The 25,575-nt window shown below is 60.4% G+C and carries 22 protein-coding genes and 1 pseudogene; 21 read left to right on the top strand and 2 right to left on the bottom strand.

Features of this window, described 5'->3' with window-relative positions:
- Positions 1–85: 85 nt before the first annotated feature.
- The 15 genes from AC1D2N_RS12095 (at position 86) to AC1D2N_RS12025 (ending at position 17,382) form a co-directional block, all read left to right on the top strand.
- Positions 86–754 (top strand): amino acid ABC transporter permease, encoded by a 669-nt coding sequence (locus AC1D2N_RS12095; protein WP_018243904.1) that lies wholly within the window; start codon positions 86–88, stop codon positions 752–754.
- Positions 751–1,398 (top strand): amino acid ABC transporter permease, encoded by a 648-nt coding sequence (locus AC1D2N_RS12090; RefSeq protein ID WP_018243905.1) that lies wholly within the window; start codon positions 751–753, stop codon positions 1,396–1,398. The genes AC1D2N_RS12095 and AC1D2N_RS12090 overlap by 4 nt, the downstream gene beginning before the upstream one ends.
- Positions 1,399–1,556: 158 nt before the next feature.
- On the top strand, positions 1,557–2,528 hold the full coding sequence (lhpI, locus tag AC1D2N_RS12085; RefSeq protein ID WP_130653216.1) for a bifunctional Delta(1)-pyrroline-2-carboxylate/Delta(1)-piperideine-2-carboxylate reductase: 972 nt from the start codon (positions 1,557–1,559) through the stop codon (positions 2,526–2,528).
- 273 nt (positions 2,529–2,801) lie between these two features.
- A complete protein-coding gene (locus tag AC1D2N_RS12080) occupies positions 2,802–4,652 on the top strand; it encodes a LysR family transcriptional regulator (protein ID WP_130653217.1) in 1,851 nt (616 codons plus the stop codon).
- A 157-nt stretch (positions 4,653–4,809) separates the two neighbouring features.
- Positions 4,810–6,249, top strand: coding sequence for a UbiD family decarboxylase (locus AC1D2N_RS12075; RefSeq protein WP_130653218.1), 1,440 nt, complete (start codon positions 4,810–4,812; stop codon positions 6,247–6,249).
- Positions 6,246–6,821, top strand: coding sequence for a UbiX family flavin prenyltransferase (locus AC1D2N_RS12070; protein WP_018243909.1), 576 nt, complete (start codon positions 6,246–6,248; stop codon positions 6,819–6,821). The genes AC1D2N_RS12075 and AC1D2N_RS12070 overlap by 4 nt, the downstream gene beginning before the upstream one ends.
- 106 nt (positions 6,822–6,927) lie before the next feature.
- Positions 6,928–8,538: an ABC transporter substrate-binding protein gene (locus AC1D2N_RS12065; RefSeq protein ID WP_130653219.1), complete on the top strand. Its 1,611-nt coding sequence runs from the start codon at positions 6,928–6,930 to the stop codon at positions 8,536–8,538.
- 145 nt (positions 8,539–8,683) lie between these two features.
- Positions 8,684–9,622 (top strand): isocitrate lyase/PEP mutase family protein, encoded by a 939-nt coding sequence (locus AC1D2N_RS12060; protein WP_018243911.1) that lies wholly within the window; start codon positions 8,684–8,686, stop codon positions 9,620–9,622.
- Between the two features lie 67 nt (positions 9,623–9,689).
- Positions 9,690–10,685 carry an ABC transporter permease gene (locus AC1D2N_RS12055; protein WP_042941350.1) on the top strand — a complete coding sequence of 332 codons (996 nt, stop codon included), beginning with the start codon at positions 9,690–9,692 and terminating at the stop codon, positions 10,683–10,685.
- Positions 10,682–11,605 carry an ABC transporter permease gene (locus AC1D2N_RS12050; RefSeq protein ID WP_130653220.1) on the top strand — a complete coding sequence of 308 codons (924 nt, stop codon included), beginning with the start codon at positions 10,682–10,684 and terminating at the stop codon, positions 11,603–11,605. The genes AC1D2N_RS12055 and AC1D2N_RS12050 overlap by 4 nt, the downstream gene beginning before the upstream one ends.
- Position 11,606: 1 nt before the next feature.
- Positions 11,607–12,638 (top strand): ABC transporter ATP-binding protein, encoded by a 1,032-nt coding sequence (locus AC1D2N_RS12045; protein ID WP_130653221.1) that lies wholly within the window; start codon positions 11,607–11,609, stop codon positions 12,636–12,638.
- Complete coding sequence (locus tag AC1D2N_RS12040) at positions 12,635–13,702, top strand: ABC transporter ATP-binding protein (RefSeq protein ID WP_018448210.1); 1,068 nt, start codon at positions 12,635–12,637, stop codon at positions 13,700–13,702. The genes AC1D2N_RS12045 and AC1D2N_RS12040 overlap by 4 nt, the downstream gene beginning before the upstream one ends.
- Positions 13,702–14,280: a TIGR02444 family protein gene (locus tag AC1D2N_RS12035; RefSeq protein WP_130653222.1), complete on the top strand. Its 579-nt coding sequence runs from the start codon at positions 13,702–13,704 to the stop codon at positions 14,278–14,280. The genes AC1D2N_RS12040 and AC1D2N_RS12035 overlap by 1 nt, the downstream gene beginning before the upstream one ends.
- Positions 14,281–14,477: 197 nt before the next feature.
- The gene (hutH, locus tag AC1D2N_RS12030) at positions 14,478–16,091 is read left to right on the top strand and encodes a histidine ammonia-lyase (protein WP_130653223.1); all 1,614 of its coding nucleotides are present in this window, start codon (positions 14,478–14,480) and stop codon (positions 16,089–16,091) included.
- 85 nt (positions 16,092–16,176) lie between these two features.
- Positions 16,177–17,382, top strand: coding sequence for an amino acid aminotransferase (locus AC1D2N_RS12025; RefSeq protein WP_130653224.1), 1,206 nt, complete (start codon positions 16,177–16,179; stop codon positions 17,380–17,382).
- A gap of 165 nt (positions 17,383–17,547) precedes the next feature.
- Here AC1D2N_RS12025 and AC1D2N_RS12020 read toward each other — a convergent pair.
- Together AC1D2N_RS12020 and AC1D2N_RS12015 are read right to left on the bottom strand one after the other, a co-directional pair.
- Positions 17,548–17,778 (bottom strand): annotated as a pseudogene (locus tag AC1D2N_RS12020) (IS701 family transposase); the annotation flags it as partial.
- A 44-nt stretch (positions 17,779–17,822) separates the two neighbouring features.
- Positions 17,823–18,506 (bottom strand): GntR family transcriptional regulator, encoded by a 684-nt coding sequence (locus AC1D2N_RS12015; protein ID WP_018243919.1) that lies wholly within the window; start codon positions 18,504–18,506, stop codon positions 17,823–17,825.
- Positions 18,507–18,624: 118 nt separating this feature from the next.
- Here AC1D2N_RS12015 and AC1D2N_RS12010 point away from each other — a divergent pair, with 118 nt between their 5' ends.
- The 6 genes from AC1D2N_RS12010 (at position 18,625) to AC1D2N_RS11985 (ending at position 25,570) form a co-directional block, all read left to right on the top strand.
- Positions 18,625–19,272: a GntR family transcriptional regulator gene (locus tag AC1D2N_RS12010; RefSeq protein WP_032991460.1), complete on the top strand. Its 648-nt coding sequence runs from the start codon at positions 18,625–18,627 to the stop codon at positions 19,270–19,272.
- A 115-nt stretch (positions 19,273–19,387) separates the two neighbouring features.
- Positions 19,388–20,224, top strand: coding sequence for an ABC transporter substrate-binding protein (locus AC1D2N_RS12005; protein WP_018243921.1), 837 nt, complete (start codon positions 19,388–19,390; stop codon positions 20,222–20,224).
- A 77-nt stretch (positions 20,225–20,301) separates the two neighbouring features.
- The gene (locus AC1D2N_RS12000; protein ID WP_130653225.1) at positions 20,302–20,994 is read left to right on the top strand and encodes an amino acid ABC transporter permease; all 693 of its coding nucleotides are present in this window, start codon (positions 20,302–20,304) and stop codon (positions 20,992–20,994) included.
- Between the two features lie 15 nt (positions 20,995–21,009).
- A complete protein-coding gene (gene dapA / locus AC1D2N_RS11995; RefSeq protein WP_130653226.1) occupies positions 21,010–21,900 on the top strand; it encodes a 4-hydroxy-tetrahydrodipicolinate synthase in 891 nt (296 codons plus the stop codon).
- A gap of 11 nt (positions 21,901–21,911) precedes the next feature.
- Positions 21,912–24,845 (top strand): FAD-dependent oxidoreductase, encoded by a 2,934-nt coding sequence (locus AC1D2N_RS11990; RefSeq protein WP_412104582.1) that lies wholly within the window; start codon positions 21,912–21,914, stop codon positions 24,843–24,845.
- On the top strand, positions 24,842–25,570 hold the full coding sequence (locus AC1D2N_RS11985) for an amino acid ABC transporter ATP-binding protein (RefSeq protein ID WP_112905459.1): 729 nt from the start codon (positions 24,842–24,844) through the stop codon (positions 25,568–25,570). The genes AC1D2N_RS11990 and AC1D2N_RS11985 overlap by 4 nt, the downstream gene beginning before the upstream one ends.
- Positions 25,571–25,575 lie beyond the last annotated feature (5 nt).

The following is a 25,575-nucleotide window of genomic DNA, read 5'->3' as shown; positions in this document are numbered from 1 at the left end:
CATCATGCTCCCATTCTTTGGTTGAGAGGCGGATCGAGATTTCGGGCCGACCCGGCCCAGATCATCCGGCTCCAAAGGACGAAAGATGAGATACAGCCTCGATTTCAACTGGCTTTGGGACGGAATGGGAGCTCTGGCTTATGGCGCAGGCACGACGCTTGCGCTGACGGCCTCCACATCGGTCCTCGGGATCGTTCTCAGCGTTCTCGGCGCGGCCGCGCGCCGGGGACCTTATCCATGGTTGCGCAAGGTCGTCGGCCTGTATGTGGAAATCATGCGCAATACGCCATTCCTGGTGCAGCTGTTCTTCATCTTCTTTGGCTTGCCTAGCCTCGGCATTCGCCTCGATCCGATCTCCGCCGCAGTCCTTGCCATGACCCTCAATATGGCGGCCTACACGATCGAGGTGGTCGGGGCCGGGCTCGATGCCATACCGAGAGGCCAGAAGGAGGCGGCGCAGGCACTCGGCCTCAGGCCCCGGCTGGTGTTCTTCAAAATCATTCTGCCGCAAGCGATCGCCATCATTTTCCCGGCGCTGACGAGCCAGGTCATCATCATGATGCTGGAATCGGCGGTGGTTTCGCAAATATCCGTCCGCGAGCTGGCGCAGGAGGCCGATCTGCTTCAGTCGCGCACCTTCCGCTCCTTCGAGACCTATCTGGTGGCGACGTTGATCTACCTTTCAATGTCCGCCGCACTTCGCCGGCTCCTTTTCGCCGGGAAACGTCGTTTTCTGGGAGCCGGTCTGGCATGATTGAGTTCACCTTCTGGGACATTCTGCGCAATCTTGTCTTCGCGACACGCTGGACCCTTATGCTTTCGCTCGCAGCCTTTGCCGGCGGCGCCATCGTTGGCCTGGCGATCCTGTCTGCACGGATATCGAAAACACGCTGGCCGCGCAGCTTCGCGTCCGGCTACATTGCCCTGTTTCAGGGAACGCCGCTCCTCATGCAGCTCTTTCTGATGTTCTTCGGCCTGCCGATGCTCGGTTTCCGGATCGAGTCATGGACCGCCGCCGTCTGCGGCCTGACGTTCTATGCCAGCGCTTATCTTGCGGAAATCTGGCGGAGCGGCGTCGAGGCGGTGCCGCGCGGGCAATGGGACGCTGCAGCCAGCCTGGGCTTGCATCGTCTTCTCGAACTTCGGCTTGTCATCCTGCCGCAGGCTTTCCGGATCACGCGCGCGCCGACTGTCGGGTTCTTGGTCCAGTTGATCAAGAGCACCGCACTGGCCTCGATCCTCGGCTTCGAAGAACTATTGAAAACCGCGAACGCCATCAACAACGCGACCTTCGAACCTTTCAAGGTGTACGGTCTCGTCGCGGTGATCTTCTTCGCCCTGTGCTATCCGCTTACGCAATACGCCAGAATTCTGGAGAAGAAAGCTGCGTTTGGCTGAGCGGTGCCGAGTTGCTCCGCATTCCGATCGCAACGGAGTGTCCAAAGGGCCGATGCCGGTTGAAAAGCCGGTACGCCGCGCAGCGGCGACGCGGCTCTCGTTCAATCACACAGAACTCGCTTTATCCAGCAGTCAGAACCTCCTGAGAGATCGCTTCAATGACCCACACACAAATCCGTATTCTCGATGCCCGGGCAACGGGCGAGTTCCTACCTTTCGGCGCGCTGGTCGCGACCCTGCGGCAAGCATTTGCCGAAGGCTGTGTTGTGCCGGTACGGCATCATCACACGATAGCCAATATCGGCGAACCTGATGCGACCCTGCTTCTGATGCCTGCCTGGCATGAAACGCACCGGTCGGAGCGCTACCTTGGCATCAAGATCGTCACCGTCTTTCCCGGCAACACGGTACGCGGCATTCCAGGTTTGACATCGACTTACATGCTCTATGATGGCCGGACCGGGATGCAGCTTGCGCTCCTTGACGGAAACACGGTCACCGCGCGCCGCACGGTAGCGGCATCGGCCCTTGCCGCGGACTATCTTGCCCGAAAAGACGCCCGCCGCCTGCTGGTGATCGGCGCAGGCCGCGTCGCGAGCCTCATACCCGATGCCTACCGCGCCGTCCGGCCGATCGCGCATGTGGATATCTGGGATATCGATCCCGCCAATGCGGAACGGCTGGCGCAGAGCCTCCGGCAACAGGGGCTCCAGGCCACCGCCGTCACGGATCTGGAAGCCGCGGCGCGGCAAGCCGATATCGTCAGCGCGGCGACGCTGGCGACAGCACCGCTTATCCGGGGCGAATGGCTACGGCCGGGCACCCATGTCGATCTGATCGGCGGCTTCACCCCGGCGATGCGCGAGGCGGATGACGAGGCGCTTCGGCGCTCCTCGGTCTATATCGACACTCACGAGGCCCTTCACGAAGCGGGCGATCTGGTTCAGCCGATCAGAGCCGGCGTCATTGCTGCAGATGCGGTGCGTGCGACACTTGACCAGCTGTGTCGCCGGGATGTTCCAGCGCGGACGTCCAACGATGAGATCACTCTCTACAAGGCAGTCGGAACGGCGTTGGCTGATCTTGCCGCCGCGACGATGGTGTATGAAGCCGCTTTGATCGCCGGCTGACGTCTTCTGGTCCGGGCGATTGCAAATGACGGAACGGAAGATTCTCGATTTCTAAGAAGGACTGATCACCCTCAATATGCGGGCTCCCGGTTTCGACGCTCTCGGCCTGTCCAGGCATTCCATCGCCAGTGCTGCACCCGACCAATGTCCGAGGCCGACCATGTCGGTTCGGTGGGCTCGGGAAGCAATGGGCCGGCGCTGATATTCGTGCGGCATAACGCTTTGTGTGCCATAGTCGGGTGAGCCCCTTGTGCAATCCGATATAGACCCGCAGTGATTACAAATCCGCCGCGCATCGAAATCCAGCAACTGGCCCATTTCGTGCTGGCCTGTCAGAGCCCGACGCTGGCGGAGACCGCGCGCGAGCTTGGGATTGCTCCTTCGGCGCTGACATCCAGTCTGCGTACTTTGGAAAATGAACTTCAACTCAAGCTCTTCATTCGCAAAAGCGGTCACCTCAGTCCTTTACCGGCAGCCTTCTGGCTGTTTCAGCAGGCAACGGCCATCCTGCATCGCGAAAGGTTCGTGCGTCGGATGCGGAATGGGGACACGGACCATCGTCGCATCGATATTCGTCTCGATCTCAGTTTCTCCATCGGCCGGTTTTCGAAGGCGATCGGACGTACCGTCGAAGATATGGAACGCGAGCGGCCCGACCTGCTGATCGACGTGATGTTTGCAGACCAGCGAGGAAAATCCCTTGTTGACGACGAGGCTGCGGACATCCCGGGCAACGCGGGTTCGGTGGAAATCGAAGTCGGCTATATGACCGGCGTGCCATCTGCGAACCTGCCTGCGATGACGCCCTTTTACGATGAGGTCTGGTTTTCTGTCGGAGCGGCGGAGGCCGCGGTTGATCTTCGCTCCCCCAATCAGAAATTTGTCGTTTTGAAAATGCGTCAGGTACTTCGCGATGCCGTTATCCGATATGCGGACGAGCATGGCATCCGCGACCGCATAATCCTGATGGATGAGGAGCCGGCAGACCTTCACCGGCTGCTCAACGAGTTTCCGCAGATGCGGTTCCTGATGCCGCGCAGTATGGTCGCCGACCGGCTCGGACTTGCGCGCCTGCATCTGGAGCCCCTCGATCCGCCTTTGTCGAGCACCTTGGGCGTGCGCGCAAACGGGCCGGATCAGGAGGTCGTGTCCGCCATGCTTTGTAGCCTCAAGAAAAATCTGGAGGCAATGGAGGCCAATATCGTCTTTCGACCGCAGTTGACGGCACGTCAATTGCACTACTTCAACCTTGCGCATCTCAGCGGAGGTATTTCGGCGGCGGCGCGCGCGGCGCATGTCACGCAACCGTCCGTTTCGATCCAGATTCAGAAAATCGAGGCAGTTGTCGGGCAACCTCTGTTCGAACGGCGGCGCAACGGTGCCGAGAGCACGAAGGCCGGCAAGGCATTGCTTCCCTTCACCCTGGAGATCGAAGAGCGCATCGATAGCCTCCTTCGGGCCAGTCTGGATATTGCCGCCCACACACAGGCGACCATCTCGATCGGCATGCTGCCGAGTTCGGGGCATGACAGCGTCATGACGGACAAGGTGGCGCAGGCACTGGCGGCAACCCGCCTTGGCCATCCCGAATACCGGCTGAGAATCATCGAAGGTTCCAACGCTGTGCTTCACGATCAGGTGCGCGCGGGAGAGCTCAATCTGGCCATTGTCGGTGCCGTCCAGACGCAGATGACCCGGATCCATCTCGGACCGAGCGAGCGCCTCTCGGTCGTTGCCAATCCGGCCTTGAACCTTGCCGGCCGAACGGAAATTCCACTGGCCGAAGTTTGCGGATTTCCGCTGGTTCTCGGAATCAAGCATCTCAGTATCCATCAGGCGTTCATGGCAGCCGCCAGTGCGCGGCATCTGCGTGTCGAGCCGGTCATGGACGTCGGTTCTCTGCCATTGGCCATCGCCATGGTCCGCCGTTTGCCGGTCTGTACGGTCCTGCCGGTGTCCTCGGTCCAGCAGGATATCGGCAGCGGGCGCCTCACCGCGGCGCCGATTACGGAAGACGTGATCGCCGGAAACCTCTCAGTGATTTTCTCCGGCGAAAGGACGCTGTCCGAGGCCGAACGGACGATGATCCAGTCACTCGTTGCCGTCTTCGGCCGACAGGCGTGATCTAAAAAACATATCGTGCCGAATCGTGCTCATGCGCGGAGCATTCTGATTTTCCTATCCCCCAATTCGTGATTTTCGAGCTACCCAGTCTCCGGCCTGCGGCTGATACTTGCCGCATCACAACAGCCCTCGGAAATGACTTTCACAGGATTACCGGATGAATGATCACCCTGATCCGCTTGAAAACGCGGCAATGACATCCGGGGCGGCCAGCGCAATGCCACGCGGCGAAAGCGATCAGTCGTGTCGAGGCATTCTTCAGGAACTCGACCGACGCGGTCGGCTGCTGGTGATTTCGGAGGAAGTCGACCCGATCCACGACGTATCGGCCATTCTTTCCATCGTCGATGAAAAGGCGGCGGTACGGCTCGACCGCATCAAGGGTCACGACATGCCAATCTTCGGCAACATCCTGTCGGATCTCGATCGTGTCGCCCTGGCGCTTGATGTCGCGAAAATCGATATCCAGCAGAAGCTGCTATCCTCGATCGCGTCTCCGGTGCCGCCAGTCTTCGTGGACGATGCGCCGGTACAGCAACAGCTCTTCCAGGACGACATCCTGACCCGGCTTCCAGTCCCGACGTTCTTTTCCAAGGAGACCGGTCCCTACATTACTGCGGGTCTGATCGTGGCGCGCGACCCTGAAACAGGCTTGGGCAACGCGTCCTATGCCCGCATCAAGGTGCTTGGTCCGAACGAAGCGATGATCGGTATTGCACCGAACCATCATCTCGCCATCATGGCTCGCAAGGCAGGCGCCAAAGGCGAGCCGCTGCCCTTCGCCGTCGTCCTCGGCGCGCATCCGGCCATTCAGCTTGCCGCCTGCTTCTATCTGGGGCTCGGTGACGATGAAATGCACTGCGCCGGATCGTTGCTCGGCGAGCCGGTGCGGCTTGTCCACTGCAAGTCGATCGATCTTGCGGTGCCTGCAGAGGCGGAGATCGTGCTCGAAGGTCATATTCATATCGACGAGCCGATCCTCGAGGGATTGGTCTCCGAATATCACGGCATGTACGAGGATTACGGCTCCGGGGTGCGCGTCAGATTTGAATGCATGACTTGCCGCTCCGACGCGATGTTGCAGGTGATCGAGCCCGGTTACCACATGGAGCACCTCTATCTCGGCGCGGTGCCGATCGCTGCAAGCCTCAAGGCCGTCATCCGGCGGTCCGTTTTCAATGTCGGCGAGGTTGCCGTCACCGCGTCAGGTAGCGGACGGAACAACGTGGTCGTGCAGATCGATGCGCCCCGCCCGGGACAGGCACGCCGCATCATGTCGATCTGCTGGGGTGCGGTCAGCATCGTCAAGAACATCACCATCGTCGACAGCGATGTCGACCCCTGGGATCTCAGTGCCGTCGAATTGGCAAAGATGACGCGCATGCGCGCGGAGCGCGACATTCTCATCGTCACGGACCTTCCGGCAGACCGGTCCGAGCCTCAGGAAGACGGCGGCGTGATCGCCAAGGTCGGTTACGACGCCACGATGAAGGCGGGCGATCGGAAGGAAGGGTTCGACAAGGCGCTTCCGCCGCTGGAGTCCTACGAGCGGATGCGTCAGCTGCTGTCGCGTGTCAAGCCGGAGATGAACGTTTGAGGCGCTTGATCATCGGCATATCAGGGGCTTCCGGTGCAATCTACGGCCTGCGTGCGCTGGAGATGCTGCGGGATTTCGACGATGTCGAAACGCATCTTGTCATATCGCCCGCGGCGATCCGCACGGCACTGGCCGAAGGGACGGGAAAGACTGCGGACGAAATCCGTGGCCTCGCCGACCGGGTCTACAGCCACGGGGATATCGGCGCCTCGATCGCCTCCGGCTCCTTCCGCTGCGACGGCATGCTGGTTGCACCATGCTCGATCAAGACGCTGAGCGGGATCGCGCATTGTTATGCAGACGATCTGATCGTGCGCGCCGCCGATGTCTGCCTGAAGGAACGCCGCCGGCTGGTGCTGATGGTGCGGGAAACGCCGTTGCATGCGGGCCATATCGCGCTGATGGACCAGGCGACACGCAGCGGCGCCGTCATCATGCCACCGGTGCCGAGCTTTTACACGCTGCCGAAATCAATCGCCGAAATGGTCGACCAGACCGTGGGGCGTGCGCTGGATCAATTCGGGCTTCATCATCCGACGGTCCGGCGCTGGACGGAGGATCATAACGACTGAGCCATGAAGAGCAGCGCTGAAAGCTGCCGGGCCATGATGTCAACCGCATGCAAACAACGACGCACAATCACTCCCCCAGGGGAACTCAAAAAAAGGAGATAGAGTGATGTTGTCAGACAATCGTTCCAGAAGGCTGCAGAGCCTGTTCATGCGTGGCGCCGCCGCCTTGCTGTTGTCGCTGACGACGGCGGCACCCATGATGCTCGCCGCATCTTACGCGATCGCGCAGACGGAAAAGCCCGTCAGCGGCGGCACGATGACCATTATCAACGGTTCGGACATCAAGAGCTGGGATCCGGCGATCACCGCCGGCACCTATCCCGGCGGTCCGATGGATGTGCTCGACGCCGTCTACGGCTTTATCGTCTACGTCAACGATAAGGGCGTCGTGACCGGTGGCATGGCCGAAAGCCTGACCAGCACCGACGCGGTGACCTGGACCTTGAAGCTTCGCAAGGACATGAAGTTCACCGACGGTGCGCCCTATGATGCGCAAGCCGTCAAATACAATTGGGACCGTGCCGCCGATCCGGCCACGCTTTCGCCGGCTCAGCCGTTCATCTCTTCCTGGAACAAGGCGATCACCGTCGTCGATCCACAGACGCTGACGATCAAGCTGTCCTCCCCGAACGCCAATTTCGCAGCCCAGGTCGCCGAGCTGTGCCCCTTCATCGCCTCGCCGGCAGCATTGAAGGCCGCCAAGGAAAAAACCGATATCAAGCCGGTGGGCGCCGGCGCCTTTACGCTGACCGAATGGAACCAGGGCATATCGATGACCATGGCCCGCAATCCCGGTTATTGGGATCAGCCGCGCCCCTATCTGGATACGATCAAGTTCGCCATCATTCCCGAAACCAACAGCCGCATCGCCACCGTCGTGCAGGGCGGCGCAACGATGATGGCCGGTTATCCCTATCAGTTCGGCTCGAACGCAACGGCGCCGGGGGTTGCGACCCGCGAGATCCCGATCCGCGGCATCAACCGCGCCTATCTCAACCAGGCCAAGGGCATCTTCACCGATGTTCGCGCCCGCGAGGCCTTCTATTCCGCCATCGACCGCGCGCGGCTGATGCAGGCCTTCACGCAGATGCCCGGATACAAGGCACCCAGCAATTACTTTGGAGAGAATTCGCCCTATTTCGACAGCGTTTCATCGTTGCCCACCTATGATCCGAAGAAGGCGCAGGAACTGTTCGATGCTCTGAAGGCGGACGGCAAGCCATTCTCGATCAAGATCGTCACCTATACCAACTCGGACCTGAAGCGTCTTGCCGCCTACATCCAGCAGGTGCTGACCGGCTATGAGGGCGCCTCGGCTGAGATCGTCGAAGTCGACCAAGCCTCGCTGATCCAGCGGTGCAAGACGCAGCTCGATTTCGACATCTGCGTCGAGGGCGGGGTACTGGTGTCGAACGGTGCCGAGCCGAACATTTCCAACCTGCTGAGCTCCGGCGGTGCTTTCAACTGGGGACAGTACAAGAGTGCCGAGATGGATGCTGCACTGAAGGAGGCCAGCTCCACTCTCGATCCGGCCGCTGTCAAAGCCGCCTATGTCAAGGTTCAGAAGCTCGTTGCAACCGAGATGCCGCTCTACATCTTCGGGGAACAGACGCGCTCGCTGCTGCTGCGCGACAATACCGGCGGCGTCGTTCCCTCGAATGGCGGCATCCTGCAAAAGCAGTTCCTCTACGTTTGCACGGATGCCTGCCAGAAATAGCGGGCTCCAGATCATGACGCACAAGCTCGTCCGGAAGATCCGGGCGGGCAGGGAAGGGCCGGTCGATGGGCTGGACGACCGTACACGCCAGAGACGTTAAGACGACGGAATGAGCCCTGCGACGCGGGGCGATCGGAAAAGGTGGATGACGATGATCGGCAATCGCAAGAAGGTGAAGTTTCGGGACCTGGTTTCCCGCAAGCAGGTGTTCACGCCCTGCGTCTGGGATTGCTACTCCGCCAAGGCGGCGGAAATGGCCGGCTTCGAGGCGATCCTGCTCAGCGGCGCATCGCTGGGATTCAGCATGTCCGGCGTGCCGGATCTCGGCCTGCACAATCAGGAGGAACTGGTCTACGCGACCGACCGCATCGCCGACTATTCGCCTCTGCCGCTGGTCATCGATGCCGATGACGGCTTCGGCGATGTCGTCCAGACCTTCCGCACCTGTTATCGTCTCGCCAAAGCCGGTGCCGGAGCGATCCTGATCGAGGATACGCCCAATGAACGCGGCTATGCGCGGTTCGGCCGCGCCATGGAGGCGGCGACGCTGGCCGGCAAGGTCGATGGCAACGTGCCGCATGAGGTCGTCTCGCAGGAGCTGTGGCTCGCCAAGATCAAGGCCTCGATCGAAGCCTGCGAAGGCACCGATTGCGTGGTTATCGCACGCACCGAATCCAAGCTCGAGAAAGGGCTGGACGACGCTATCGAACGCTGCGTGCGCGCCGCAGCACTCGGTGCTGAAATGACCTATGTGCATGGGCTGCGCACGTTGGAGGAATGTCAGAAGGTGGCAAAGGAATTGCCCGGCTGGAAGATGTTCGGCGATGTCGCGACAGTCAACGGCGTGCCCTTCGTGCGGCTCGAGGAAATCGAGGCGCTCGGCTTCAACCTGGTGACCATGCATTATCTCGAGAAGGGATCGATGTATGGCATGATGGATTACGGGCGGCATGTCTTCAACGACCGCAGCACGCGTTACGCCGACGAGCACAGCATGGGCGGCATGACGCCTGCCGAGCAGAAGGCCGCGCTGGAGCGGGACAGCGGCTGGCTCGATGCCGAGGACAGATGGAAGGCACTCTGATCCCGGAGGCCGGCCGCTCTGCCGTCTCGTTTTGCGAAATCCGGATGCCGGTCCAGTCCGGCATTGGATGTTCCACCTGACAATCGGAGTCCGATCGTTGCGAATTGCCAAGCTCTCCTATCTGAAAGCGGTCGGCGTCCGGCTTCTGGCCGGCATTCCGGTCTTCCTGCTGGTGACGTTCTCGGCGACGGCGCTGTCGAGCCTGATGCCGGGGTCGGCGGCGCAGCTGATCCTTGGAGAGAACGCGACGCAGGCGCAGATCGATGCGCTGAACAGCCGTTACGGCTACGATCTGCCGGTCTGGGAACGTTATCTCGGCTGGCTCGGACGGCTTCTTCAGGGAGATCTCGGGCAGACCATGTTCAGCCAGCAGTCCGTGGCAAAACTCCTGGTCGACCGGGCGGCAGTGACGTTCGAGATTGCACTGCTTGCCATGTTCGTCTCGCTCCTGATCGGCGTGCCGCTCGCCATGTATACCGCCAGCCGGCCGGGCGGCATCGTCGATACGGTGCTGCGGGCGGTGTCCTCGGTCATGCTGTCGATCCCGACCTTCGTCATCGTGGTTCTGCTCGGCTTCGTCTTCGCAATCGTGCTGCGCTGGCTGCCGGCGACCGGCTGGGTTTCCTTCAGCGACGACCCGATCGGCAATCTCTACTACGTCGCCTTGCCGGTGATGTGCCTCAGCGTGCACCAGGCAGCCTATTTCTACAGGGTGAGCCGCAGCGAATTCGTTGCGGTCCTCCAGGAGGACTATGTCCTCGTTGCCAGGGCCAAGGGTCTGCCGACGCGCTATATCCTGATGCGCCACGTGCTGCGCCCTGCCTCTCCCCAGGTGCTGACGGTGATGGGCCTGTCGATGACCTATCTGCTCGGCGGTTCCTTCATCGTCGAGAGCTATTTCGCGGTGCCCGGCATCGGCTGGACCGTTCTCAATGCGGTGAGCAGCCACGACCTGCCCGTCATGCAGGCCATCCTGTCGCTGACGGTGGTGATCTTCGTCGTGATCTTCATCCTGGTCGATCTCGGTTATGCGCTCATCGATCCGAGGGTGGACGTGTCATGAGCCGCCTCCAGCCAACACAAACGGACCTCGTGCCCGGCGAAGCGGTCGCGTTGTCGGAGACGTTGAATGCCGCGATGCCGAAGACCGCGCGCTTCCGCATGCCGAGCGACCATCCGATGGAATGGTTCGCCTTCGTGTTCCTGGCGGTTCTGATCGTCTCCTCGGTTTTCGTGGAGTTCATTCCGGGTCTCGTCCGGGCAAGCTTCCCCTATGGCGATTTCTCGCAAGGTCCGGAATGGAGCCTGAACGGCCTGTTCGGAACCGATGCGCTCGGGCGCAGCATCCTGTCCCGCGTGCTCTACGGCGCGCGAACGACGCTCGCCATCGTCTCGGTCGCGACGCTGATCTCGCTGGTGATCGGCATGATCCTCGGAATGCTGGCCGGCTTCTATCGCGGCCCGGTCGAGCGGATCGTCGATCTCTATGCCAATTCCATGGCGTCGCTTCCGCCGATCCTCGTCATCCTGGCGCTGATATCGGTGACCGGAAATTCGGTTTTCACGATGATGCTGGCGCTTGGCCTGCTCGATATCGGAACCTATGCACGCATCGCCAAAGGCGGCGTGATTGCCCAGAACGACCGTGACTACGTGTTGGCGGCACGCGCCATGGGCGCGTCGGACATGCGGCTTCTGCTGCGCGAGATCCTGCCCAATCTCGTTCCGGCGCTGACGGCGATCGTTCCGCCGCTGATGGCGGGGCTGATCATCACGGAGGGATCGCTGAGCTTTCTCGGTTACGGCATTCCGGCGCCGGCGCCGAGCTGGGGCGGGATGATCGCCAGCTCGACCGACCTGCTCAGCCGCTTTCCACTGCTGATCTTCGGACCGATCGTCGCCATCGTGCTGACGGTCTATTCGCTCAATACGGTCGGGGATTGTCTGGCCCGTCGCATGAACCATCGCGGCAGGGAACTCTGATATGAATGAGGCAGCGAACACTACCCCGGTCCTCGATTGTCACGAGCTCTCCTGTCATTTCAGGTCGCCGTTCGGGCCGATCCGCGTGCTGCACGACGTGAGCTTCAGCATCCCGCCGCGCACGACGCTCGGCATCGTCGGAGAATCCGGCGCGGGCAAATCCATGCTGGTCAAGACCATCATGGGGATTGCGCCGGAGGGCATGAAAACCAGCGGCCGCATCCTTGCCGACGGGATCGATCTGTCGACGCTCAACGAGGCGAAACGCCGTGCCCTTCTCGGTCGCAAGTTCGGGATGGTTCTCCAGAATCCGATGACATCCCTTAACCCGTTCGTGCGGGTGGGGCGGCAGATCGAAGAGGCGAGCCGCTTCCATTTGCGGCTTGGAAAAGCGCAGGCGAAGGCGCTTGCGATCGAACTGCTGGCAAGCGTCGGCATTCCCGATGCCGCGGAATGTTACGGGCATTATCCGCATCAGTTTTCGGGCGGCATGAAGCAGCGGATCATGATCGCCACGGCACTTGCCTGCCAGCCGGATCTGCTGATCGCCGACGAGGCGACGACTGCGCTCGACGTCACGGTTCAGAAGGAAATTCTCGATCTGCTGCAGGTTATCCAGCAGCATCGGCAGATGTCGATGATCCTGGTGACGCACAATCTGGGCATAGTCGCCGGACGCACCGACGACATCCTCGTGCTCTATGGCGGGCATGTCGTGGAATACGGCCCGACGAACACCGTCTTTTCCCATCCGCGCCATCGCTATACCGAGGCTCTGCTTTCGGCGATGCCGCGCATGGACCAGCCGGCTCATACGAAACTGCACACGATCCCTGGCCGTCCGCCTGATCTTGCCAACCCCGCGCCCGGATGCCCGTTTGCACCGCGCTGTCCAGCCGCCGAGGCCCGCTGCCATGCCTCGATGCCGCCGATGACCACCAGTGCGGACGGCAAGCACCGCTTCGCCTGCTATGTGCCTGTTCAAACCGGCGATGCAGCCGACACCGCGGTCGAAAGGAGGGCATTGTCATGAATGACGAGCCTTCCGGCCAGGCCATCGATGCAGGTGCCGCAACGCATGCCTTCGATACTTTCCTGCGCGACGACGCGCTTTTGAAAGTTCGCGATCTCTCGGTCAGATACCGGCGCGGCGGCAAGATCTTTGTTGCGGTCGACGGCGTCTCCTTCGACGTGGCTCCCGGGGAAACGCTCGGTCTCGTCGGAGAGTCGGGCAGCGGCAAGACGACCATCGGCCGTGCCCTTCTGAAGCTTCTGCCGAAGGCGGACACGCGTGTCGACGGCCACGTCGAATATGACGGCCTGAATGTTGCCGACCTGTCGGCTTCCGATCTTCGCGCCATCCGCAGTAAACTGCAGATGATCTTCCAGGACCCGATTTCTTCCTTCAATCCGCGCCGCAAGGTGCAGGATATCGTCGGAGAAGGCCTCGAGATCCAGGGCATCCGCAAAGCGGAAAGGCTGGAAAGGGTCGATCGTGCGCTCAACGATGTCGGCATGAGCCGGACGATGGTGGAGGGCCGCAGGCCGCATCAGTTTTCCGGCGGCCAGTGCCAACGCATTGCGATCGCGCGGGCGCTTGCCGTTGGGCCGGAGTTGATCGTTTGCGACGAGCCGGTTGCATCTCTAGACGTTTCGGTGCAGGCGCACGTGATCAATCTTCTGCAGGATATCCGCCAGAAGCGAAACCTGGCGCTGATCTTCATTTCCCACGATCTCGCCGTCGTGCGCAATGTCAGCGACAGAGTCGCCGTCCTCTACATGGGCAAGATCGTCGAGATCGGAACCGGCGATGCCATCTATCAGCGTCCGGCGCATCCTTATACCCGCATGCTGCTGGAAGCAGTCCCGGTTCCCGATGCCAGCCGGAAGATCGTGCCGAGCGCAACGCCGACGCAGGCCTTGTCGCGGAGCGCGCCGCCATCCGGATGCCGGTTCCGCAGGCGTTGCCCACGCGCTCAGGCGGTCTGTGCTGCGCAGGAACCGAAGCTTGCGGCGATGCCCTACGGCCAATTCGCAGCCTGCCATTTCCCTCACGACGAACCGGCGCCCGGAATGAAGACGGCGGAACAAGCGTGATGGAAAAAGCCCCTGATGCATTCGAAGAAAAACCCGTGGCAAGCGGCAACGCGCGCTCAGAACAGGATACCGGAGCTGCGAGGCGCACTGTTTTCTGTGCCAATGTATTCGATGCCATGGTCCGGCTCTACGGTGAGCCCGGCATCGCGTCCTTGTGCCTCGAAGCCCAGACACGTCATGCGGTGGACGTGCCGTCACTGCTGTTCTTCGCTCTTGCGGATAGTGACGGACACGGCGCGGATGACTGCGAGATGCGGCGGCTTCTGGACCGTGCCGGCGAATGGCGCTCGCTTTTCGTCCTGCCGTTGCGACATCTTCGGCTAACCCTGCGTCAAGGCCGCAGGAACACGGCAGAGATTGAATTTTACGAGCAGATCAAGGCAGCGGAGCTGGAGGCGGAACGGTTGCAGGTCCGGCGTCTGGCCGACGACTTTCTCCCGCTCGAAGGGCCGGGCGGGCTGGCAGCCCGTTATCTCGAAACGATTGCCATGCCGGAACCCAAGGGAGGGGCGTTGATCGGGCGGCTTCAAGACGCCACCAAAGCCGTGTGCCACGGCTTTCCCCGTCACGCGCACTGAGGGTCTGAAGACATCATGAGCGATTTCGGCGCCGTCATGACAGCAACCATCGTCACCGAAGAAGGTGTCGCGGAAAACTACGTCGCCGTCACTGGTGGCGTTACCGCTGCGATGGAGACAGGCCGCGCTCCCGGCGCGCGACGTGTTCGATTTCGGCACTTACTTTCTCACACCCATCGAGCTTCAAGGACATCGAGATGAACGCCATAATTTTAGACGGTGACAGCCTGACGATCAAAGATACCGTTCGTATCGCGCGCCAGGGCGCCAAGGTAGCGCTCGCCGATGCAGCGCGCGCCGAAATCATCAAGGTGAGAAACTATATCGAGGAAAACTGGCTGACCGAAAACGCGCCGCCAACCTATGGCTTCAACACCGGCGTCGGCAAGCTCAAGGATTATGCCATCAACCAGGCCGATAACGATCGCTTCCAGCGCAATATCGTGCTCTCGCATTGCTCCGGCATCGGAGAACCGGCGTCGGAAGAAATCGTCCGCGCCATGATGGCCGTCCGTATCAACGCCTTCTGCCTCGGTGTTTCCGGTCTGCGGATCGAGGTGGTCGATCGTCTCGTTGAGATGTTGAACCGCGGGGTTCACCCTGTGGTGCCGATCCAGGGGTCGGTCGGCGCGTCTGGCGATCTGGCGCCGCTCGCACACATGGTTTCGGTGCTGATCGGCTATGAGGAGGCGGAAGCCTATTACCAGGGCGAACGCATGCCTGCGCCGCAGGCTCTGGAAAAAGCCGGCATCTCGCCAATTGCTTTCGATCTCAAGGCGAAGGACTGCCTTGCCCTCATCAACGGCAACAGCCTCTGCGCGGCCATGGCGGTTCTCAACCTCCATGACGCCGAGATGCTGATGAAGACAGCCGATGCGGCCGGTGCGCTCAGTCTGGAGGCGATCCGCGGCGAGCAGGCAGCGTTCGATCCCCGCATTCATCTCGTGCGCAAGCAGCCCGGGCAGATCGCGACTGCGGAAAATATCCGTCGCATTATCGAGGGTAGCCGCCGCACGACCGAGGCGGCGCGAGCGGTACGCCTCGAGGACGATATCCTGCATCCGAAACACACCGCCCGGGTCCAGGATCAGTATTCCTTCCGTTGCCTGCCGCAGGTGCATGGAAGCTGCCGCGACCAGTTGGAGCACGCCAAGGAACTGATCACGCGCGAGCTCAACGCCGCGACCGACAATCCGCTCGTCTTCTGGAACGAACTCGGCGCGCTGGAATTCCTGTCCGGCGGCAACTTTCATTGCGAACCCATCGCTTTCGCCATGGACATCCTGACGATCGCTTTGGTGGAAATCGGCAATATTTCCGAGCGACGCCTGTTCTCGCTCTGCGACACGACATTGAACTACGGCCTGCCGCCGAACCTTGCCGGCAAGCCAATCGGCCTGAATTACGGCTATGGCATCATCTCGACGGCTGCGGCGTCCGTCGCATCGGAAAACAAGACGCTGGCTTTCCCCGCCGTTGCCGATACCATCCCGACCAAGAGCAGCCAGGAAGATCATGTTTCGATGGCGACATGGGCATGCCGCAAAACGCGTCAGGTGGTCGACAACATGCCGAAGATCCTTGGTGTCGAATGCTTGCTTGCGGCCCGCGCCATCTTCCTGACCGAAGAGGCACTCGGCGGCTACAAGCTCGGAACCGGCAGCCAGGCGCTCTATGATGCGCTTTGCGAGGCGATCCCATTCCAGCAGGAGGACAGCTACATGCCCAAGCAGACCACACCGGCTCTCGAGATCGTGCGGTCCGGCGCATTTCTGGAGGCCATCGAGAACAAGATCGGCGCGCTGAAATAGGCGGGCCGGCTGATTTGGGCTGCGGCCGCATCATGAAGCGCCGGCGTTTCATCGCCGCCGGCAAATCCCCTGGCCGGAGAGAACAATGTTCGATGACCTGACAATGCCGCCAGCCGACAAGATCCTGTCGTTGATACCGATTTTCCGGCAGGATAGTCGTCCGAACAAGATCGATCTCGGCGTCGGGGTCTACCGGGACGCCTCCGGTACGACGCCGATCCCGTGGGCGGTGAGGGAGGCAGAAAAGCGAATCCATACCGCGCAGACGACCAAGGCCTATGTCGGCCCGGCCGGAGATCCTGTTTTCTGCGATCTGATCGGCAGGCTTGTCTTCGGCGAGGCCGCGCCATGGGAGCGAATTCGCGGTATCCAGACGCCGGGCGGAGCGGGCGCTTTGACGGTGCTCGCCGGCCTGATCTGCCTGGCGCGCCCGGGTGCTGCGGTCCATGTGCCCGACCCGACCTGGGTGAACCATGTGTCGATCCTCGAAGACAACGGGCTTCGGATTGTCACTTACCCGTACCTCGATAACCGAACAGGCGAGATGGATTTCGACGCCCTGCTCGATCATTTCTCACGGTCGAAGCGGGGCGACATCGTGTTGCTGCACGGCTGCTGCCACAATCCGACAGGCGCGGACCCCAGCCGTTCGCAATGGCAGGCACTGGCAGCCATCATCGCCGAACGCGGTCTCGTTCCGCTGGTCGATATCGCTTATCAGGGGTTTGGCGACGGGCTCGAGGACGACGCCTTCGTCGTGCGACTGCTCGCTGGCATGGTTCCGGAAATGCTCGTCTCCGCGTCATGCTCGAAGAATTTCGGAATTTATCGCGAGCGTACAGGTGCTGCATTCATTCTCGCCGCCAACGCGGATCGGGCGGATGCAACCAAGGCGCAACTCACGGTGCGAGCCCGTATCGTCTATTCGATGCCGCCGGATCATGGCGCGGCTATCGTCCGCACCGTCCTGGAAGACCCGGCACTTTCGGCCGACTGGCGCGCTGAACTGGACGGTATGCGCTCCAACATTCTGTCGCTGCGCCAGGGGCTTGCTGCCTCGTTCCGGCGCTTCACCAATGGCAGCGACTACGATTTCCTCGCCAAGAACAAAGGCATGTTTTCGCTGATCGGTCTGACACCCGGGGAAGCTGTGATGCTGCGCGAGCGCCACGCCATCTATATCGTTGAGGACGGACGCATCAATGTCGCCGGGTTGCAGGCCAGCCAGATCGACACCTTTGCGGAAGCCGTTCTGGCGGTTCGCGGACTCAGCGGATCAGCACCCGTTTGAGGCGTTAACAGGGCGTTCGGTATCTACGCAGTGTGAAACAGCAACCAAGAATCCTCCGGCAGCCAACGTCGAACTTTGCAACGGGGCCAGACTGTGGCCGTTTTGACGTTTGGGCAAAGGCTGCGACCTGCCTTGTGCCGGAAATTATCCGGGCGGATGGCGTTGAATAGCCTGCTGCCACCACGGGCCGGTGTCGCCCGCCGCCTCCGCCCGCATCCGACCCGTCTTGCGCCGCTCTTCTCCCCGCAAACCGTCCAGAAATTGCCCAGCCGAATTTGCCACGCGCTCTTGCCTGAACAGTGGCCGCATTCGCGCTTTCACATCTCGTAACGAAGACGCCCAAAGCTCAAGTGTCGCCTCAATCGATACACTTGTCATCCATGACCTCCGAATCATGGAGACCTGTGGCTTCAGGTGACACAAAAAATGCAGCAGCAATGCTAAAGGTCAGCGACTTGTAGATGCATTCGCGTAAATGCGATTAAGCTTTCGATGTGGTGGGCGACAGCTCGGCGAGTTTCCTCGACGTCGCCCCGGTCGATCGCCTCGATGATAACGAGGTGTTCCGTGGAGTCCGGCTTCAGGCGATCTTTCAGGCGGTCGATTTCGAAGAGACGCGTGGTCGCCCGAAGCTCCCGCAATACTTTGGCCATTACCGCGTTGCCGCAATGATCGATGATCATATTGTGGAGATTGTCGTCGGAGAACCAGTGCGCGTCCGTGTGATACGCCGTCGCGTCCAGAAGGTCGTGAATTTCCTGCCGGACGCTCATCAAAAGTCGTCGCGGAATAGCGTTGATCGACAGTACGGCTGCGTCAGGTTCGATCAACAACCTCAGTTTCAAGCTTTGAAGATACTCGCCGACATCCACCTGTCGCACGACGTAGTTTCGGCCATCGCCCTTGCGAACCAGGCCTTCGCCCTCCAACCTCTGCAGCGCTTCCCGCAGCGGCGTCCTCGAAATCCCGAGTGTTTCGGCAAGCCTTGCCTCAACGATGACATGCCCGCCTTTCAGCCGGCGATGCCGGATCATGTCGGACACGGCCTTGTAGGTCAGCGATGCAAGATTATGCTGCCCTTTCTCCGCAATTTTCCGACCCGGGGCCTCTAAGGCGTCTGTCACCGTTTGCCATTTCCTTGTTCTTTAAGGCGTTGGCCGCTCGACGCGGCATCGTGCTTTCCTTACGCGATCACTTGTTACATATGATAGCCGATTTGGAAAAGGACTGGAACGAGCGCAGATGGACGATGGTCTGAATGAAGTTGGCGACTCCAGCCTTGCTGACGAAACCTACCGTTCCCTGCTGGCCGATATTCTATCAGCCAGGCTCGCGGGGGGGTCGGTCGTCCAGCAACGCCGCCTGGCGACCAAACATGCTGTTTCGCGTTCTCCCATGCGCCACGCGCTGGGACGTCTCGAAGGAGAGGGACTACTTGTCAGAAATGAAAAGGGCGTTCTCTCGGTCAGGGTCATCAGTCTCAAGGACTACCTTGACAGTCTCACCATGAGGATGCTGCTCGAACCAACTGCGGCCGCGCTCGCCAGCCCCCATGTTTCCCGACTTGAACTGGACCCTTTGACAAGGATGCTTGACGAGATCGAGGCCGACCCCGAACCTGACCCTGAGGTGGTCTGGGCGTTTGACGATGCGCTTCACAACTATATCGCAAGCGAGAGCCGCAACCCCTTTATGGCAACCACGATCGGGGAAATGCGACGCTACACAACGATCTTCGAGCGACAGCTGCCTGTCGTGCGCGCGAAGCCGGGCGTGCGAGAACATCGAGCGATCCTGCTTGCCTTGGCCGCCAACGATGCCGAGGCGGCTCGCCGAGCCATGACCGATCATCTCGAAGTCGTCCGCCAGGGCGTCCTTGCGAACTACTGAATCGATGAATTGAGAATGCACTTGCATCCACGATGAACTTTTGTATAAAAGTGGGATCCCACTTGAATGCAGGGTTGGGATCCAACGATAAAGAACCGAACTCCAGAGGCTCTCCATGCTCCGTTCACACTTCTCTCGCAGCGTTCTTGCCGCGTCCTTCCTGTCGATCACAGCGTCTTTTGCCTTCGCTCAATCCTGCGAACCCAAAGTGGCGGCAGGCGAGTTGATCAAGCCCGGCACGCTCGTCATGTCGACCAATCCAACGCTTCCTCCGCTCCAGTTCATCGACTCCACGGGCGATCTGAAGGGCATGCGCATCGACCTCGGCAAAGAGATCGCCAAGCGCCTTTGCCTTGAACCCGAATATGTCCGGATCGAATTCTCCGCGATGGTTCCGGGCCTGCAGGCTGGCCGTTGGGACATGATCAATACAGGCATTTTCTTCACCGAAGAGCGCGCCAAGATCATGCAGATGATCCCCTATGAAGATCAGGCCATCAGCGTCTCCGTGGCACCAGATTCGAAGAAAAACGTCGCCGCAAAAGATGATCTGGCCGGCATGACGATCGGTGTCGAAATCGGTGGTTTCGAGGAAACAAAGACACGCCTTCTCGACAAGGAACTGCGTGACGCGGGCAAAGAAGGCTTGACCATCCAGACGTTCGATAATTTCGCCCTCGCCTACCAGGCTCTGCGGGCAGGCCAGGTGCAGGGTGTCGTGTCGATCGACGCCGTCGCCAAGGAGTACGATTCTCGCGGGGACTTCAAACGGGCAATCAGCGGCCTCTACCCCGCTCCGGTCTCCGTCGCATTCAAAAGCCCGGCTTTGGCTGATGCCGTGTCTGCGACGTTGAAAGACATGAAGGCGGATGGATCGCTGAAGGCGCTCTTTGACAAATACGGTCTGCCGATGGTCGCGGGTGACTATTCGGTCAAGGGCCCCGGTCGCTGAACTGATTTCAAAGATCGTTTAGAGATGAGGCGGGGCGCGACCACGTCGCGCCAAACCTCTTGCAGAAAGTCGTCTTCATGTCGCTTTGGAACTGGTCTGGCTTTTTCGGTTATCTGTTCAACCCCTTTATACTTGGCGGGGTGTTCACGACCGTTTGGCTCACCGTCGTCTCGTTGATTGCGGGGCTTATTCTGGGCTTTGCTCTTGCATTGATGCGGCGATCGTCGCGGCAGGTGCCAACCTACATTGCCAAGGCGTATATCTGGCTTTTTCGCGGCACGCCGCTTCTTGTACAGTTGATTGCGATCTACACGGCGCTTCCGCTGTTCGGCATCAAATTCACCGTCATAGAGGCAGCGTTGCTCGGATTGGCTCTCAACGAGGCGGCTTATCTCGCGGAGATCATTCGTGCCGGAATCGAAGCCGTGCCGGAAGGCCAGACCAGGGCAGCACGCGCGCTCGGCATGACTGAGCGTCAGATCATGCGCTACATCGTGATGCCGCAAGCCTTCAAAGTTATCGTTCCGCCTCTCGGCAATTCGGTGAACGGTCTCTTGAAAACGACCTCTGTCACCTCCGTCATCTCGGTCGAAGAACTCCTTCGCCGGACCCAGGTTCTCATCCAGGAGCGGTTCATGGTGCTCGAACTGTTTGCGGTCGCGGCGATTTATTACCTCCTCCTCACAACACTCTGGGACTTCTTCCAGAGCCATATCGAAAAGCGTCTCGGTCAAGCCGGATCTCGGCTTTCCATGAACGAGAAGCGCTAGAACCAGGATTTTCAAATGCAGAAGACGTTCCGCGGTGTCTACACCGTGATGATTACTCCGTTGGATGCCAGCGGCGCGGTCGATCTGAAGGGGCTGGCTGCCTTTACCGACTGGCAGGTCAAAGAAGGTATCCATGGTCTTATCCCTCTTGGATCGACAGGTGAGTTTCTGTCACTCAGCGAGGAAGAGCGCGATGGTGTGGCGAGGACCGTCATCGAAACTGTCGCGGGACGAGTGCCTGTTTTGATCGGCACGGGAGCGGAAGATACGCGGGAGTCCATTCGCCTTAGCGTCAAGGCCGAGGCAATGGGGGCTGACGGCGTCATGATTATTCCGCCGTTCTATTCCACCCCAACGGATGACGAACTCGTTCACCACTACAAGAGCATTGCGTCTGCCGTGGCCATCCCGATTATGGTCTACAACAATCCCGCGACCGCAAACGTCGATCTGACGCCGGAGTTGGTCAAGCGCATCGCCGAAATCGACGGCTGCGACTATATCAAGGAGTCCACCCTCGAAGTGACGCGCGTGCGCGATATCATCCGACTGGCCGGCGACGATATGACTGTGTTCGGGGGCATACTCGGGTTCGAGTCTTTCGTTATGGGTGCGCAGGGTTGGGTGGCAGTGGCTTCAAATGTTGCGCCAGGACCGATGGCGCAGATCTTCGAACTTGTCGCAAATGAGAAAAAGTTCGATGAGGCAAGAGAGCTTTACCTCAAATGGCTGCCTGTCATTCAGGCGGTCGGGGGCCAGGCCTATGTCGCAGGAACGAAGTCACTGCTGACCCACATGGGATTTGGCGCAGGCCTGCCGCGTCCGCCGCGCCTGCCGTTGCCGCCCGCGCAGGATGCCGCCATGAAGAGGCTGGTGGCCGATTTCGGTCTGACGTTCAGCGTCTGAGGAATTCCATCATGCCCGTCGCTTCCATAAACCAGAGTTTGAGACCCGACGATGCGCGGGTCAGGCTCTCGGTCGACGGTCTGCAGATATTTGCCGAAAAGGGCATGTCTGTTGCCGCCGCCATCGAAGCGACGGGGCGGCATGAATTTTCCCGAGGCATCAAGGGCGAGGGCCGTGGCCTCTTCTGCGGAATGGGTGTCTGTCACGACTGTCTCGTGACGATCGACGGAAAAGTCAGCCAGCGGGCCTGCATGACCATTGTCGACGATGACATGCAAGTTCTGCGCCCTGCTACGCGGCCAGATCTTGCCACTGGTCAGATTGCCGATCTCTGCAGTGTGCCGCATTCCTTGACGACAAGGACGATGGACGTTCTCATTGTCGGAGCGGGGCCCGCGGGGCTTGCCGCCGCGGAGGTCCTTGCTGCGGCCGGCGCCAAGGTGACTGTCATTGATGAACGGCCGTCTGCCGGCGGGCAGTATTTCAAACAACCCTCGACACGGAGCGCCGCCGAGCGATTGAGTGGCGACGAGCAGTCGTTATCCGGCGCAGCGCTTATAGGGGAAGTGCGCAATCACGGCGTGACATTTCTAACCGCTTCAGTGGTGTGGGGTGCCGCATGTGACGACGACGGTTCGCTTATTATCGCCTGCTATGGGTCCGGCCATGCGTTTTACTGCAAGCCGAAAATACTCATCATCGCGACGGGGGCCTACGAACGCCCAACGCCGGTGAGGGGTTGGACACTTCCTGGTGCGATGACAACAGGGGCCGCCCAGACGTTGCTGAGGAGCTATGGAACCGTTCCCGGCCGAAGGATCATTGTCGCCGGAAACGGCCCTTTGAATATGCAGGTCGCAAACGAACTTCGAAAGGCAGGAGCCTCCATAGTCGCTTTGCTGGAAGCAGCACCACCACCGTGGTCTCGGCCGGTGGCAGCCCTCGGCCTTCTGACAACTGATCCCGCTCTCGCCCGTCACGGATTGCGCCAGATATCTACGCTTAGATCCGCGGGCGTCAAGATAGGCTGGAATAGCGTACTCACCTCGATCAACGGTTCGCAGCGGGTGGATAGCGTCACGTTCGCCGGACCAGGCGGCGAGACCAATCTCGATGCTGACACGGTCCTTATCGGCGGCAATTTCGCATCCTCCAATGAGCTGTCCCGGCTACTCGGGTGCGGCCATGAGGTCGTCGTCGGCGATCTGCGGGCAGTGCGGGATCTCGACGGTCAGACAACGCTTGCAAACGTGCATATTGTTGGTGAAGCGGCGCGTTTCGGCGGCGCGCATGTTGCGATGGCAGAAGGACAGATCGCCGCCGCGGCGATTGCGCGAAAACTGGGCCTCCTTGTCCAAACTGACGAAAGCGTGGTGAAAAGACTTGCCCGCCATAGACGGTTTCAAGAAGCCCTTTGGCAGGTCTTTGCGCCGAAGGACGATGCAAAGACAAAGACGGCAATTCTGCCAGATGATGCATTGATCTGCCGTTGCGAAGGCGTGACTTACGGTGTCTTGAGGACGCTCAGCGCAGATAGTGCGCAGGACGTTTCGACATTGAAGCGCCTGTCGCGTGCAGGCATGGGGCGGTGTCAGAGCCGCTACTGCGGCAAAGCGATCGCTGACGTCGCGAAGCAACGGCACCTCACTGGCGAAACGAGCGGTTTTCTGGCTCCGCAAATGCCACTTCGACCTATCCCGCTGGCGGCGCTTGCGGTCGAAAAGCCGGAATGGGGCGGCCACAAGCGCGCACTTTTGCCGGAAAAACCCCCGGTGGCGAATCCTCAAGCTTTGCCGGTGGCGGAAACGTCCACGCTGGTCATCGGCGCAGGCATTGCAGGCCTTTCGACGGCGCTCTTCCTTGCCAGGGAAGGCGAGGACGTTGTGGTGGTCGAGCGCGCTTTTGCGAACTCGCTGGCGTCTGGAGGGAATGCCGGAAGCCTTCATGCCCAGCTGCTTTCCTTCGACCACGGCACCCGTGCCGAAGGTGGCGGCGGAGCGGCCGCTCAAACACTTCCCCTCCAGCGTGATTCAATCGCTCTTTGGGCGGCGCTGCAAAGCGAGCTCGGACAGGATTTCGAGATGAAGGTCACAGGCGGCCTCATGGTGGCCGAAACCGATGACCACATGCGTTTTCTGGCGGAAAAGGTCGGGGTGGAGTGCGCGGCCGGGATCGATTGCCACTTGATCGGGCAAGAGGAACTGCGCTCCCTGGAGCCTGCTCTGTCTTCCCACTTTGTCGGCGCTGCCTATTGTTCCCAGGAGGGCAAGATCAACCCTCTCGTCGCGACGCAATATATATTGGAGGCGGCACGGCGAGACGGCGCTCAACTCTTCGAAAATTGTGAGGTCACCGGAATAAGGACCTCGGACGACGGGTTCGAGGTCAAGACATCGAGGGGCATGTTGCGGGCAAAACGGATCGTCAATGCAGCCGGAGCCTTCGCTTCAAGGATCGGCGCGATGCTCGGTGTCGATGTGCCGGTATTCGGTGCTCCGCTGCAGATGGTGGTTACCGAGGCCGCAGCACCTTTGATCTCGTGTCTCGTCGCCCATGCCGACCGCCATTTGACACTCAAGCAGGCGGCAAACGGGAACTTCATCATCGGCGGCGGCTGGACCGCAGGCCTCGATCCCGTCCATCAACATCCACGCCCGCTACTGTCGAGTCTTGAGGGGAACCTTTGGGTTGCCCAGCACGTCGTTCCCGCTCTGCGCAAACTTCACGTCATCCGAAGCTGGGCCGCGATGAACATCAACATCGACGGTGCGCCGATCCTCGGCGAACATCCGTCAATGCCCGGGTTCTTCAACGCCGTCACTTCAAACGGCTATACGCTCGGCCCGATCGTCGGCCAGTTGACATCTCGGCTCGTTCTCGGTCGCGAGACCGATAGAGCCTTGCAACCCTTTTCCATCGCGCGTTTCCAGAAAGGCCGGGCATGATTGAGATCACTGGCGTTACCAAATATTACGGTCAGTTCGCTGTCCTTAAGAACTGCTCGGTGAACGTCGAGCGCGGTGAGGTCGTGGTTGTCTGCGGTCCCTCGGGGTCGGGCAAATCGACATTGATCAAATGCGTCAACGGGCTCGAGCAGTTTCAGGAAGGTTCGATCCGGGTGCATGGTATCGAAGTCGGTGACCCGAAGACCGACCTGCCAAACCTTCGCACACGGGTAGGCATGGTCTTCCAGAACTTCGAATTGTTTCCGCATCTGACGATCATCGACAATATCATGTTGGCGCAGAAGATTGTCATTGGCCGCAGCGACACGGCAGCCCACGCGAAGGCCATGGCGCTTCTTGATCGCGTCGGGCTGACGGACCACGCGAAAAAATATCCAAGCCAACTCTCCGGCGGGCAGCAGCAGCGCGTGGCGATCGCGCGGGCGCTCGCGATGGATCCGCTCGCCATGCTCTTCGACGAGCCGACGTCCGCGCTTGATCCAGAGATGATTTCCGAAGTGCTCGACGTCATGACCGGACTGGCAAAGGACGGCATGACGATGATGGTCGTCACCCATGAGATGGGATTTGCCCGCCGGGTGGCGACACGCGTCATTTTCATCGATCAGGGCGAGATCGTCGAGGATCGTCCGAGCGAGGAGTTTTTCGCGGGAAAACACAATCCGCGAACCGAAGCTTTCCTTGGCAAAATCCTGCAACACTGAAGGTC

The organism is Rhizobium sp. P1_B8, from assembly GCF_056406515.1.
The sequence above is the reverse complement of the archived record's forward strand: the minus strand, read 5'-3'. Positions and strand labels throughout refer to the sequence as shown.

Excerpts from the sequence above, each read along its gene's own strand:
- AC1D2N_RS12095 (WP_018243904.1), top strand. The coding sequence starts at position 86 with ATGAGATACAGCCTCGATTTCAACTGGCTTTGGGACGGAATGGGAGCT.
- AC1D2N_RS12090 (WP_018243905.1), top strand. The coding sequence starts at position 751 with ATGATTGAGTTCACCTTCTGGGACATTCTGCGCAATCTTGTCTTCGCG.
- lhpI (WP_130653216.1), top strand. The coding sequence starts at position 1,557 with ATGACCCACACACAAATCCGTATTCTCGATGCCCGGGCAACGGGCGAG.
- AC1D2N_RS12075 (WP_130653218.1), top strand. The coding sequence starts at position 4,810 with ATGAATGATCACCCTGATCCGCTTGAAAACGCGGCAATGACATCCGGG.
- AC1D2N_RS12065 (WP_130653219.1), top strand. The coding sequence starts at position 6,928 with ATGTTGTCAGACAATCGTTCCAGAAGGCTGCAGAGCCTGTTCATGCGT.
- AC1D2N_RS12060 (WP_018243911.1), top strand. The coding sequence starts at position 8,684 with ATGACGATGATCGGCAATCGCAAGAAGGTGAAGTTTCGGGACCTGGTT.
- AC1D2N_RS12055 (WP_042941350.1), top strand. The coding sequence starts at position 9,690 with ATGTTCCACCTGACAATCGGAGTCCGATCGTTGCGAATTGCCAAGCTC.
- AC1D2N_RS12050 (WP_130653220.1), top strand. The coding sequence starts at position 10,682 with ATGAGCCGCCTCCAGCCAACACAAACGGACCTCGTGCCCGGCGAAGCG.
- AC1D2N_RS12045 (WP_130653221.1), top strand. The coding sequence starts at position 11,607 with ATGAATGAGGCAGCGAACACTACCCCGGTCCTCGATTGTCACGAGCTC.
- AC1D2N_RS12040 (WP_018448210.1), top strand. The coding sequence starts at position 12,635 with ATGAATGACGAGCCTTCCGGCCAGGCCATCGATGCAGGTGCCGCAACG.
- AC1D2N_RS12035 (WP_130653222.1), top strand. The coding sequence starts at position 13,702 with ATGGAAAAAGCCCCTGATGCATTCGAAGAAAAACCCGTGGCAAGCGGC.
- hutH (WP_130653223.1), top strand. The coding sequence starts at position 14,478 with ATGAACGCCATAATTTTAGACGGTGACAGCCTGACGATCAAAGATACC.
- AC1D2N_RS12025 (WP_130653224.1), top strand. The coding sequence starts at position 16,177 with ATGTTCGATGACCTGACAATGCCGCCAGCCGACAAGATCCTGTCGTTG.
- AC1D2N_RS12010 (WP_032991460.1), top strand. The coding sequence starts at position 18,625 with ATGGACGATGGTCTGAATGAAGTTGGCGACTCCAGCCTTGCTGACGAA.
- AC1D2N_RS12005 (WP_018243921.1), top strand. The coding sequence starts at position 19,388 with ATGCTCCGTTCACACTTCTCTCGCAGCGTTCTTGCCGCGTCCTTCCTG.
- AC1D2N_RS12000 (WP_130653225.1), top strand. The coding sequence starts at position 20,302 with ATGTCGCTTTGGAACTGGTCTGGCTTTTTCGGTTATCTGTTCAACCCC.
- dapA (WP_130653226.1), top strand. The coding sequence starts at position 21,010 with ATGCAGAAGACGTTCCGCGGTGTCTACACCGTGATGATTACTCCGTTG.
- AC1D2N_RS11990 (WP_412104582.1), top strand. The coding sequence starts at position 21,912 with ATGCCCGTCGCTTCCATAAACCAGAGTTTGAGACCCGACGATGCGCGG.
- AC1D2N_RS11985 (WP_112905459.1), top strand. The coding sequence starts at position 24,842 with ATGATTGAGATCACTGGCGTTACCAAATATTACGGTCAGTTCGCTGTC.